This is a genomic window from Streptomyces sp. NPDC057617, assembly GCF_042800555.1.
Lineage (GTDB): Bacteria > Actinomycetota > Actinomycetes > Streptomycetales > Streptomycetaceae > Streptomyces.
Genome location: NZ_JBHVGV010000002.1, coordinates 93,369 through 104,484, shown reverse-complemented (window position 1 = coordinate 104,484; position 11,116 = coordinate 93,369). Strand labels below are relative to the sequence as shown.

At 72.4% G+C, this 11,116-nt stretch carries 6 protein-coding genes; 2 read left to right on the top strand and 4 right to left on the bottom strand.

The features are described 5' to 3' along the window. Positions 1-117 precede the first annotated feature (117 nt). The 3 genes from ACFU9P_RS05915 to ACFU9P_RS05905 all read right to left on the bottom strand — a co-directional run bounded on the left by ACFU9P_RS05915 (position 118) and on the right by ACFU9P_RS05905 (position 7,593). Positions 118-3,480: a serine/threonine protein kinase gene (locus ACFU9P_RS05915; protein WP_384077972.1), complete on the bottom strand. Its 3,363-nt coding sequence runs from the start codon at positions 3,478-3,480 to the stop codon at positions 118-120. A gap of 251 nt (positions 3,481-3,731) precedes the next feature. Next, on the bottom strand, positions 3,732-5,636 hold the full coding sequence (locus ACFU9P_RS05910) for a serine/threonine-protein kinase (protein ID WP_384077971.1): 1,905 nt from the start codon (positions 5,634-5,636) through the stop codon (positions 3,732-3,734). A gap of 250 nt (positions 5,637-5,886) precedes the next feature. Next, positions 5,887-7,593: a glycerol-3-phosphate dehydrogenase/oxidase gene (locus ACFU9P_RS05905; protein WP_376380047.1), complete on the bottom strand. Its 1,707-nt coding sequence runs from the start codon at positions 7,591-7,593 to the stop codon at positions 5,887-5,889. Between the two features lie 320 nt (positions 7,594-7,913). Here ACFU9P_RS05905 and ACFU9P_RS05900 point away from each other — a divergent pair, with 320 nt between their 5' ends. Both ACFU9P_RS05900 and ACFU9P_RS05895 read left to right on the top strand, forming a co-directional pair. Further along, the gene (locus ACFU9P_RS05900; RefSeq protein WP_384077970.1) at positions 7,914-9,176 is read left to right on the top strand and encodes a nucleotide sugar dehydrogenase; all 1,263 of its coding nucleotides are present in this window, start codon (positions 7,914-7,916) and stop codon (positions 9,174-9,176) included. Between the two features lie 96 nt (positions 9,177-9,272). Further along, a complete protein-coding gene (locus ACFU9P_RS05895; RefSeq protein ID WP_376380052.1) occupies positions 9,273-9,764 on the top strand; it encodes a hypothetical protein in 492 nt (163 codons plus the stop codon). Between the two features lie 126 nt (positions 9,765-9,890). Here ACFU9P_RS05895 and ACFU9P_RS05890 read toward each other — a convergent pair whose 3' ends face one another. Further along, positions 9,891-11,015, bottom strand: a complete 1,125-nt coding sequence (locus ACFU9P_RS05890; protein ID WP_046500678.1) for a GuaB3 family IMP dehydrogenase-related protein — start codon at positions 11,013-11,015, stop codon at positions 9,891-9,893. Positions 11,016-11,116 lie beyond the last annotated feature (101 nt).

Here is an 11,116-nt window from a genome sequence, read left to right as displayed (position 1 = left end):
CGGGAAACAAAAGAGGGGGGGGGGAGGGGAAAGCAGAGAAGCTGGGGGGGAAGAAAAAAAAAGGGGTGGGGGGGGGGTCGCCCCGGCTGCCCCCCCCGCGCACCTGACCGCCACCGCTCAGCCGGTCACCCGGTAGGCGCTGGTGGCCTGTTGGTAGATCTCGTCGACCTTGTCACGCTGGCTGTCGGGGCCGATGACCTGGATGATGTGGTACCGGCCGTCGACGATCATCGCGAGGTTCCGTACGAAGACATCGCGCCCGCTGCTGTCCTGCCAGGTGTACTGGCCCTCGGCCATGGCCTGCCGGCCCACATCGATCCTGCGCACCCCGGAGGCCGTGGCCCAGGAGGAGTCCCGGAACGGCTGGAGCTCGCGCTCCTTGTCCCGCTGGTACGCCACGGGGTCGGCACCGTTCTCGGCGACGCTGTCCCGGCCGGGGACGACGATCAGCGTGAAGTCGCCGCCGACGTAGCGGACTTGCCCGCTGTCGTTGATGGGCCGGCGCTGCCAGTCCTTGTCGACCCCGATCCGGAAGCCCTCGGAGTCGTCACGCAGCGCGTACCCCTCGGCGAGTTCGACGGCCGGCCCCGAGGCCGGCGGGGCCGAGTCGTCGGAGTCGGAGGGCGCCGCGTCCGAGGGGGTACGGTCCGGGTCCCCGTCGCCCGGAGGCTGCGGCGCGGAGGACGCGCCGGGGGTCGCCTCGCCGACGCTCTGGCCCTGCCCGCCCGTATCGGCCTTGGGCATGAACATCACGGCGAACACGATCGCCCCGACCACCAGCAGCAGTATCAGCACCAGCAGGACACGGCCCAGGGAACGCGGGCCGCGGCCACCGCCGCCACTCCGCCCGGAACCGCCCGCCGGCCGCCGGTCCATCATGCCTTCCAGCCGGTCGTACGACTCCTCGGGCTCGTGCGAGCGCGGGTGCGCGTGGGGCTGGGCATGGGGCTGCTGGTAGTGGGGCTCTGGCTGGGGCTCGGGCTGGTACTGACGCTGCTCGTCGAGGCCGACGGCGCCCTTGTCCTTGCGCGGCTCCTTGCCCTTCTTGTGGCGGTGGCGCCCGGCGTCGCCCTTGCGGCCCCAGCGCTTGCGCACCAGCTCGCCGCGGCGGCGCTTTATCGGCAGCTTCGTCTCGTCCGCCGGAATCGGTACGACATCCTGGCCGGCCTCCGGCTCGGGCGCCGACCGGATCAGCGACCGCAGCCAGCCGCGCAGCTCCTCGAAGTCCGGCCGCTCGGTCGGGTCCTGACGCAGCAGCGACTCGACGACGGGGCGCAGCGGGCCGCACTCCTCGGCGAAGGCGGGCGGCTCGGCGCAGACGAGCTGGACCAGCTCTATGGCGCTCTCCTCGGGGTACGGGGCGTGCCCCTGCACCGCGCGGTAGAGCAGAGCGCCGAGCGCCCAGAGGTCGGTGGCGGGTCCGATGGGCGGCGCGAGCTGCCAGTTCTCGTGGACGGGCCCGGCCTGCTCGGGCGCCCACCGCTCGGTGACCGCGCCGACGACGGCGATACGGGCCTGCCGGGCGCGCTCGGCGGCGAGGGGGGTGGCGGGCCCGCGATAGGCGGGCACGGCCCCGCTCGCCACGACCTCGTCCCACCGCCCGGCCCCGGCGCCCGGCCCGGCCACGGCGGGCAACCGGGCATCCCGCCGGGCATCCGCCCGCAGAGCGTCACTGGATCCACCGGGAGCCCAGCCGCCGCTTCCGGGCCCGGAGTAGGGGGTCTCACCACCACGGGCGACGACGACATCGGCGCGGGGCGTCCCGCCTCCGGAGCCTGCCGGCGAGGGCGTAGGTTGGCCCGCTCCGTAGGGGTCGCCGGAGGGGGTCGTACCCCAACTGCCCTCGGCGGCGCGCGGGCCGGGCACCTCGCCGGGCGGGAGCGCGGGCGCGTCGGCGGGCCCGGGCCCATGGCCGGGCCCGTAAGGGCTGTCGCCCGAGGGCACGGGAGCCGGGCCGCCGCCGGCGGCAGCAGAACCGTCCGCGCCGGGCGGGAGCGCCCGCGCGTCGCCGCCCGTCGCGGCCGGGTGGCGCTCCTCCTGCGTCGACGGCGGGGAGTCCCAGCGGTCGCCTGCGGCCGGAAGGCCGGTCGTCCGGGGTGCGTCGGGCCGGTCCTGGCCGGAGGCCGGGCCGCCGCCCTGGGCCGGGACGCCCGACGTGCCCGACACGAAGGGGCCCGGAGAGTTCGGGCCGTACGGGCTGCCGCCTGCGGGGATGGAGCCCGAGGCGTCGTTCCAGGGGTTCGGGCCGTCGCGCCAGGTGCCCGCCAGTTGCGCGCGGTACGGCGTGGGCGGCTCGTCGTCCTCGTCGGTGTCCGGCTCCTCGAACACGCGGGGCTGCGCCCACCAGTCCGGGTCCGGGCTGCCCCCGTGCGGCGGCTCCTGCGGGCCCTGCGTACCCGCACTGCCGTCCGTGCCGGGCTCCGGCAGCGGCGGTACCGCGGGGCCGCGCTGGTCCTCGCTGGCGCGCGCGGCGGCACGCGCTCCCGCGCGGTACGCGGCGATCGCTCCGGCGCGCGCGGCCCGGATGTCGCCCGAGGCGGTCCCGCCGGGCAGCGCGGGACGCCCCCCGTACGGAGCGGGTATCCCGGGCGTACCGGTGTGCGGACGCGGCATCGCGCCGGACGTACCGGACGAGGTGCCGTCGCCGTACGGGCTCTCCGGGCCATGGCCCGTGCCCAGCGCGGGGCGGCCCGGGGCTCCCGGCACGCCCGCCGTCGGCCCAGGGTCGTACCCCAGCGCCCGCGTCGCGTCCTGTGTCCCGGGCCCCGGCAGTCCGTCAGACGGCCCGAACCGCTCCCGCTGCCCGAGCTGTTCCGTACCGCCGGTCCCCTGGCCGGAGTCGAGCCCGGGGCCCGAACCCGCCCCGGGGGCCGGTCCGTCCGAGCCCGGCGGCTCCGGCACCGGCGCGTATCCGCACAGCGCCTCCTCCGCCGCGCCCGCCGCGAGCCCGGTCAGCACGACCCGGCCGTCATCGCAGACGAGCACCGTGCGGACGGTGATGTTCCGGTGGGTCCAGCCGTGCGCGTGCACCACCCGCACCGCGGTGAGCACATCGGACGCGATCTCCGCCGCGCGGAACGGATTCAGCGGTTTCTCGGCGAGCAGCGCTGCCAGCGGTCTGGCGGCGACGAGTTCACTGACTATCCACAGCGAGCCGCCGTCCGCGAAGACGTCGAAGACCTGGTCGAGCCGTGGATGGTCCGGGATCTGCGCGGCGCTCTGCGCGGCCTCTATGGCCCGCCGCACCGCCGGATCGCTCGCTCTGCGCGGCGCCCGCCCGGGGACCCGGCGCGGTACGGCGGCGCCGTCCGCGTCGACGACCTCCGCCTCCACGACCTCCGGCAACGGCACCTGCCTGACGAGGACTTCCTGCCCGCTGTACGTGTCAAACGCCCGAGTCTCGACGAGTTCGTACTCGTCGGACGGCGGCAGCGGCAGGCGATAGCGGTCGGCCAGCACCCGCCCCGCGTAGTCGTCCACAACGCCTCCCCACAAACACGCTGTCTCCCGGTCCCGGAGACCCGCGAAACCGCCAATTCCGGTCGTTTACCGGCTCATTGTGGCTGCGTACGGTTCGCGAGTTCTCACGATACGTGGCCGCAGGCGAACATGCCTCAGGGTCGCGGCAACCCGCTGCGGAACGTTTATATCCGGCCCCGGAAAGCGATCACCACAACGGCCTGAATTCCGCGGTCCGTTCAGTCCTCGGCAGGTCGTCGGCCAGTCCCCGGTCAGTCCTTGGGCCGGAACGTCGCGAACGCCGTCTCGCGCAGCGTCCGGCACTCCTGCCCGTCCCACTCGCCCACCTTGCAGCTCACCATGATCGAGTAGCCATGGGTCGCGTCGATCTTGAAGCCCCGGTTGAGGATCTTGATCCGCTGACCGTCCTGATTCCGCTCGAACGTCCAGTCGGCGACGGTCGGATAGCCCCTGTAGTCGACCTTCTTGATACCGAGCAGCTTGTATTTGGAGCTGGTGCCCCTGACCGCCGACTCAAGCCCCTGCCAGGCGGCCACCGCGTCATCGGTCGGGCTGTCGTTGAAGTCGACCTGGACGCGCGGGAATCCGCCGTTCGCGCTGTATATGCCACCGGAGTTCTGCCCGGCTATGCCGGTTCTCTTGAACCCTTCGGGCATCGCCATCGTGAACCGGAACCGCCCGTCGCTGACCTTGGCGTACCCCGCGGGCAGAGCGCCGCCCCCGCCCTCCTTGCCGCCGGAACCACCAGAGCCACCGGAACCGCCCTTGTCCCCGGACACATCGGCGCCCGAACCGGAACCGGAGTCCCCGGACTCCTGTCCCGCCGAAGCCGCCGTCTCCCCTTGGCCGTTGCCGTTCCCGGCCGCGCCCTGATCCGGGCTCTTCGCCTTGTCCGCGCCCTTGGCGCCGTCGTCGGCGCCGGCCGACGAGGCCGTACCGTCCGTGCCCTTCCCCGCCGTGTCGTCGTTGCCCCCGTTCAGGGCGACGATCAGGACGGTGGAGATCAGGGCCACCGCGGCGACGATCGCGATGATCACCAAGGTACGCCGGGGCACCACATCGCTGAGCGACGCGCGCGGCGGTGCGGGCCTCGCGGGATCGGGACGGTGCGCCGCCCCCGCCCCGACGGCCGCCGCGCCCATCCGGTCCCCGCCCGCGTCCGCGGCCGAACGCACCGGCGTCCGGCCGGACTTGTCCTCCGGCGGCAGCGGCGGCAGCGGTACGACCCGGGTCGCGTCCGGACCCGGCTCGGGCAGCCCCGGCGGCGGCTCGGGCGCCTCGATGATGTCCTTGAGGAGCGCCCGCGCGCCCGCGTCGTCGAGCCGCTGCGCCGGATCCTTGGCGAGCAGCCCGTAGATGACCTCCTCCAGCGGGCCCGCGTTCTTCGGCGGGTCGAGCGGCTCGGTCATCACCGCGGTCAGGGTGGCGATGGCGGAGCCCTTGTCGTACGGCGGGCAGCCCTCCACCGACGCGTACAGCAGACCGCCCAGCGACCAGAGGTCGGCGGCGGGCCCCGGCTTGTGGCCGCGGGCGCGCTCCGGAGAGATGTACGAGGGGGCGCCGACGAGCATGCCGGTCGAGGTGACCGAGGGGTCGCCCTCGACCTGGGCGATGCCGAAGTCCGTGAGCACCACGCGCCCGTCCTCGGCGATCAGCACATTGGACGGCTTCACATCGCGGTGCAGGATGCCCTCGCGGTGTGCCGAGCGCAGGACGTCGAGGATCGCCAGGCCCACCTCGGCGGCGCGCTTCGGGGTCAGGATGCCGTCCTCACGTACGGCCTCGGCGAGCGACTTGCCCTCGATCAGCTCCATGACGATCCAGGGCCGGTCGTCCTCGTCGACGACGTCGAAGACCGTGACCGCGCCGCTGTTGCGGATCCGGGCGATCGCCTTGGCCTCGCGCAGCGTTCGCGTGATGAGCCGGCGCTTCTCGTCCTCGTCGATGCTGGTGGGGAAGCGCAGTTCCTTCACCGCGACCGTACGCCCGAGCGTCTCGTCCAGGGCCCGCCAGACCGTACCCATCCCGCCACGGCCGAGCACCCCGGTGAGCCGGTACCGGCCCGCGAGCAGACGCCCCTCCGGGCTGCCGGCGCTCTTCTCCTGGTCCCGCTGGGGCTCCCGCGCCGTGTCCCGCGACTGCTCCGACTCCGACATGCGTCCCCTCTGCGATCCCTGATCCTGGCCCGCGACTGCCGCCCGCCCGCGCGGTGCCGTAACGCGCCCTGACAGAGCCTTCATTGTCCCTCACCCCGGGACCGCCGCCGCTCCCGGGTCCTGGGTACATCATGGCCTTGTTCGCACTTGACACAAATGTGCTGGGTACGCGTGTGACTGATGGGGACGGAGTGAGTGAAGATACGGCGAGCACGGGTGTCGGCGCACACCGGCCGGCGTCGGCCGGGGATCAGATCGCCACGATGTCCGGTGCGCCGAGCCGCGCCGCGTCCGCCGTCTGGTCGTCCGGCTGCCGCTGCGACTCCCGCTCCGCCTCGACCCTCTTCTCGTAGTACTCCACCTCCCGTTCGATCTGGTCCTTGTCCCAGCCGAGCACCGGCGCCATCAGCTCCGCGCACTCCCGGGCGCTGCGGGTGCCCCGGTCGAAGGTCTCGATGGAGATCCGGGTCCGCCGGGTCAGCACGTCTTCGAGATGGCGCGCCCCTTCGTGCGAGGCCGCGTACACGACCTCGGCGCGCAGATAGTCCTCGGCCGCGCCCAGCGGTTCGCCCAGACCCGGATCGGCGGCGATCATCTCCAGCAGCTCCTCGACCAGCGTCCCGTACCGGTTCAGGAGGTGCTCCACGCGCGCCACATGGATACCGGTGCGCGCGGCCATCCTCGCCCGCGCGTTCCACAGGGCGTGATAGCCCTCGGCGCCGAGCAGCGGCACATCCTCCGTGACGCACTCCGCCACCCTCAGGTCGAGGCCGTGCACCGCCTCGTCCACCGCGTCCTTGGCCATCACCCGGTACGTCGTGTACTTGCCGCCCGCGACCACCACCATCCCGGGCACCGGATGCGCGACGGTGTGCTCGCGCGAGAGCTTGCTGGTGGCGTCCGACTCCCCGGCGAGCAGCGGGCGCAGCCCGGCGTACACCCCCTCGACGTCGTCCCGCGTCAGCGGGACGGACAGCACCGAGTTCACCCGCTCCAGCAGATAGTCGATGTCGGCGCTGGAGGCCGCGGGATGGGACTTGTCCAGGTCCCAGTCGGTGTCGGTGGTGCCGACGATCCAGTGGCGGCCCCAGGGGATGACGAACAGCACCGACTTCTCGGTCCGCAGGATCAGCCCGGTCGCGGAGTGGATCCGGTCCTTCGGCACGACCAGATGAATGCCCTTGGAGGCGCGGACATGGAACTGCCCCCGCTCGGCGATCAGCCCCTGGGTGTCGTCCGTCCACACCCCGGTGGCATTGACGATCTGCTTGGCCCGGATCTCGTACTCCCCGCCGGCCTCGACATCCTGCACGCGCGCGCCGACGACCCGCTCGCCCTCCCGCAGAAAGCCGATCACCCGCGCACCCGAGGCCACTTGGGCGCCATAGGTCGCGGCCGTACGCACCAGGGTCGCCACATAGCGCGCGTCGTCCATCTGCGCGTCGTAGTACTGCAACGCGCCCACCAGCGCGTCCTTCTTCAGGCAGGGCGCCACCCGCAGCGCGCGCCGGCGCGAGAGATGACGGTGCACCGGCAGCCCGCGCCCATGCCCCGACGACACCGACATCGCGTCGTACAACGCGACGCCCGTGCCCGCGTAGAGCCGCTCCCAGCCCTTGTGCTGCAAGGGGTACAGAAACGGCACCGGCTTCACGAGATGCGGCGCCAGCTTCTCCAGCAGCAGCCCCCGCTCCTTCAGCGCCTCCCGTACGAGCGCGAAGTCGAGCATCTCCAGATAGCGCAGCCCGCCATGAATCAGCTTGCTCGAACGGCTCGACGTGCCCGCCGCCCAGTCGCGCGCCTCGACCAGCCCGGTCGACAGACCTCTGGTCACGGCGTCGAGCGCGGTCCCGGCCCCGACCACACCCGCGCCCACCACCAGTACGTCCAGCTCCCGCTCGGCCATCGCCGCGAGCGCCTGGACGCGCTCCGCGGGTCCCAGTGTCGCTGTCCTCACCGCTGCCTCCCGTAGTCCCCCGGCTGTCCGGGCCCCGTCCGAGCCCCGTCCTGTGCGGGCGGGCCCCGACTGACCGGGCTCCCACCATCGATTCTGTCCGCACCACGCGACTTCAGCCACCGGCTGTGGATAACCCCGGTCACACCCCGGCCGCACCGGCCGTCACAGGGGAACCGCTCGGCGGAGAAACGGGCGTGCCGCGCCACGCAATACCACAGAACGGTCATATTTACGCCTAGTCTGACATTGCGCTTCCCCATTCTGTCCACCGGGCTTGCGCTCTCTGTCCACTTCGGCTAAGGGAAGGACGGCCCACCTCCATGCCCGCAGATCTCGCCGTCATCGGACTCGGTCACCTCGGCCTGCCGCTCGCCCAGGCCGCCACGGCCGCCGGTATCGACACCATCGGCTACGACACCGACCCGCGGCCCGTCGCCGAGCTGGCGGCCGGGCATCCGCCCGTCGAGGGCTCGCTCACCGCCTCGGAGATCCGCCGGATGCTCTCGGGGGGCTTCCGGCCGACCACCAACCCGACCGAGCTGGGCCGGGTCCGTACCGCCGTCATCTGCGCCCCCACCCCCCTCGGCGCCGACCGCACCCCGGATCTGAGCGCGGTCGGCGAGGCGGCCCGCGCCCTGGCTGCGCGGCTGCGCCCGCACACCACCGTGCTGCTGGAGTCGCCCGCCCCGCCCGGCACCACCGAGGGCTTCCTCCGCACCCTCCTCGAAGAGGGCTCGGGCCTGCGCGCCGGACGCGACTTCCACCTCGCGTACTCGCCCGGCCGGCTCGACCCCGGCAACCGCACCCATGGCTTCGCCAACACCCCCAAGGTGATCGGCGGCCTCACCCCCGCCTGCACCGAATCGGCCGCCGCGTTCTACGGCCGGCTGACCGACAAGGTCGTACGGGCGCGCGGCCCGCGCGAGGCCGAGACCGTCAAGCTCCTCGAAACCAACTTCCGGCATGTCAACATCGCGCTCGTCAACGAGATGGCCGTGCTCTGCCACGACCTCGGCGTCGACCTCTGGGACGTCATCCGCTGCGCCGAGACCAAGCCCTTCGGCTTCCAGGCGTTCCGGCCGGGACCCGGCGTCGGCGGCCACGGCGTACCCATGGACCCCAGCTGTCTGCCGGACGCGGGAAGCACGCACGGACATCCGCTGCGCATGGTCGGGCTCGCGCAGGAGATCAACACGCGGATGCCGCAGTACGTCATCCAGCGCTGCGCCGCCCTCCTCAACGAACACGGCAAGTCGGCACGCGGCGCGCGGATCCTGCTCCTCGGCGTCACCTACAAACCGGACCTGGCCGACCAGGAGTGCGCACCGGCCACGGAGATCGCCTGCCGGCTGATGGACCTGGGCGCGACGGTCAGCTACCACGACCCGTACGTCCCCGACTGGCGCGTACGCCAACTCCCCGTGCCCCGCGCGGACTCGCTCTACGAGGCGGCGGCCCAGGCGGACCTGACGCTGCTGCTCCAGCACCACCGTACGTACGACCTCCAGGGCCTGGCGGTCAAGGCGCAGCTCCTGCTGGACACGAGAGGAGCGAGCCCGGCGGGCACGGCGCACCGGCTCTGATCAATTGCCTACGGGAGTGTCCGACCGGACTGCTAATGTCCTGGCCTCGTGCTCAAGTCATGCGCACGACACTCACCCGTGGGGGGATTTTTCAACATGAGTCAGCCCGTTCCACCGCCAGGCAATCCGTTCGCGGACGGCGCCGTCCCGCCCGCCCCGTTCGGCACCCCGCCGCCCCCGGTCCGCAGCAGCAACATCGGACTCGGTCTGCTGGCGGCCTTCGTCGCCGCTCTGGTCGCCGCGGGGGTGTACGGCGGGATCGCCGGAGCCATCGAGCGCGAGATCGGCTGGGCCGCCATCGGCGTCGGCTTCCTGGTCGGCTTCGCCGCGGGCAAGATCGGCGGGCCGAACCCCGTCCTGCCGGTCGTCGGCGCGGTCCTGTCGCTGGGCGCGGTCTACCTCGGCCAGCTCCTCAGCATCGCGATCATCGTCGCGAAGGAGCTGGACGTATCGGCGACGGACGTCTTCTTCAACAACTTCGGTCTGCTGACCGAAGCCTGGGGTGAGGGCAAGGACTTCCTGACGTTCGTCTTCTTCGCGCTCGCCGCGTTCGCGTCGTTCACGGGCGCCAAGAAGGCCGCCGTATAAGGACATCGCGGACAGCGAAGGTGCCCGGACCGACACACGGTCCGGGCACCTTCCGTACGGCGCGGGCCCACCCGTACGCACGCGTCCCGTACGCACCCTGTACGCACAGAACCCGCGGCACAGAACTCAGCGGCGGTGCTGGGAGTCCGCCACCGTTACCTCCACCCGCTGGAATTCCTTGAGTTCGCTGTAGCCCGTCGTCGCCATCGCCCTCTTCAGCGCGCCGAAGAAGTTCATCGAACCGTCCGGGATGTGCGAAGGCCCCGTCAGGACCTCCTCCGTCGTCCCCACGATCCCGAGATCCACCAGCTTGCCCCGCGGCACGTCCTCGTGGACCGCCTCCATGCCCCAGTGGTGTCCCTTGCCAGGCGCGTCCGACGCCCGCGCCAGCGGGGAGCCGATCATCACCGCGTCCGCGCCGCACGCGATCGCCTTGGGCAGGTCGCCGGACCAGCCGACACCACCGTCCGCGATGACATGCACGTACCGGCCGCCGGACTCGTCCATGTAGTCCCGGCGGGCCGCCGCCACATCCGCGACGGCCGTGGCCATCGGCACCTGGATGCCCAGCACATTGCGGGTGGTGTGCGCGGCGCCGCCGCCGAAGCCGACCAGCACGCCCGCCGCGCCCGTACGCATCAGATGCAGCGCCGCCGTGTACGTCGCGCAGCCGCCGACGATGACCGGAACGTCCAGCTCGTAGATGAACTGCTTCAGGTTCAACGGCTCGGCGGCGCCCGAGACATGCTCCGCGGAGACCGTCGTACCGCGGATGACGAAGATGTCCACCCCGGCGTCCACCACGGCCTTGGAGAACTGCGCGGTGCGCTGCGGCGAGAGCGCGGCCGCCGTGACCACGCCCGAGTCCCGCACCTCCTTGATGCGCTGCCCGATCAGCTCTTCCTTGACCGGCTCGGCGTAGATCTCCTGGAGCCTGCGGTTGGCGCTCGGCCCGTCGAGACCGGCGATCTCGTCGAGCAGCGGCTGCGGGTCCTCGTACCGGGTCCACAGACCTTCCAGGTTGAGCACACCCAGACCACCCATCTCACCGATCCGGATGGCGGTCGACGGGGAGACGACCGAGTCCATGGGAGCGGCCAGGAACGGCAGCTCGAACCGGTAGGCGTCGATCTGCCAGGCGATCGAGACCTCCTTCGGGTCCCGGGTGCGCCGGCTCGGGACGACGGCGATGTCGTCGAAGGCGTACGCCCTGCGGCCGCGCTTGCCGCGCCCGATCTCGATCTCAGTCACGATGTGTGGCCTTTCCCTCTGCGTCTGCGTTGTCCAGTATCCCCGAACCGCCCGGCGCACCCCCGGCGCATCCATGAGGGGCGGCCCCGGACCGCCGGGAC